Below are 470 nucleotides of genomic sequence, written 5' to 3'. Positions count from 1 at the left end.
GCAACAGCCCTCCCGTGCCGATGAACGAATTGGTAAAGACGAGCATCGCGAAGACAGACAAACTGAGGCTCAAGCACGCGGCGACGAACTTGTCGCGCCGCAACCGCAACGACGCGCGCAGCGCGCGGCCGAGCAGCCAGACGAGCCCGAGCAGATAAAGCAGCGTGCCGGGCCAGCCGAGCACGAACGGCACGTTCATCACGCCGCTATCGAAGCTGCCGTACTTGCCGAGGCTGCCGCTGTCGCTCGACAGCTTGGTCGATGCACCCGTCGCGCCGAGGCCCTCGCCCGCCACGTCGGTGAACGCGGTCTGCGCGAACGTCGCGTAGAACTTGTTGCGGTCGTCGTAGCTGCGGTCGTCCTTCAGGTTCGTGATCGACTGCAGGCGCGCGCCGAGCCGGTCGGCCACCGGCCCGACGGTCAGCAGCGGCACGCACAGCCCGACCAGCACGACGCCGCTGATCAGGATC

At 67.2% G+C, this 470-nt stretch carries 1 pseudogene; it reads right to left on the bottom strand.

The features are described from left to right. Positions 1-470 (bottom strand): annotated as a pseudogene (locus tag ACU8YE_RS24845) (glucose-6-phosphate isomerase); the annotation flags it as partial.

The sequence above is a fragment of the Ralstonia sp. VS2407 genome (assembly GCF_052950655.1).
Note: the sequence above shows the minus strand (reverse complement) of the source record. Positions and strands in the feature narration are given on the sequence as shown.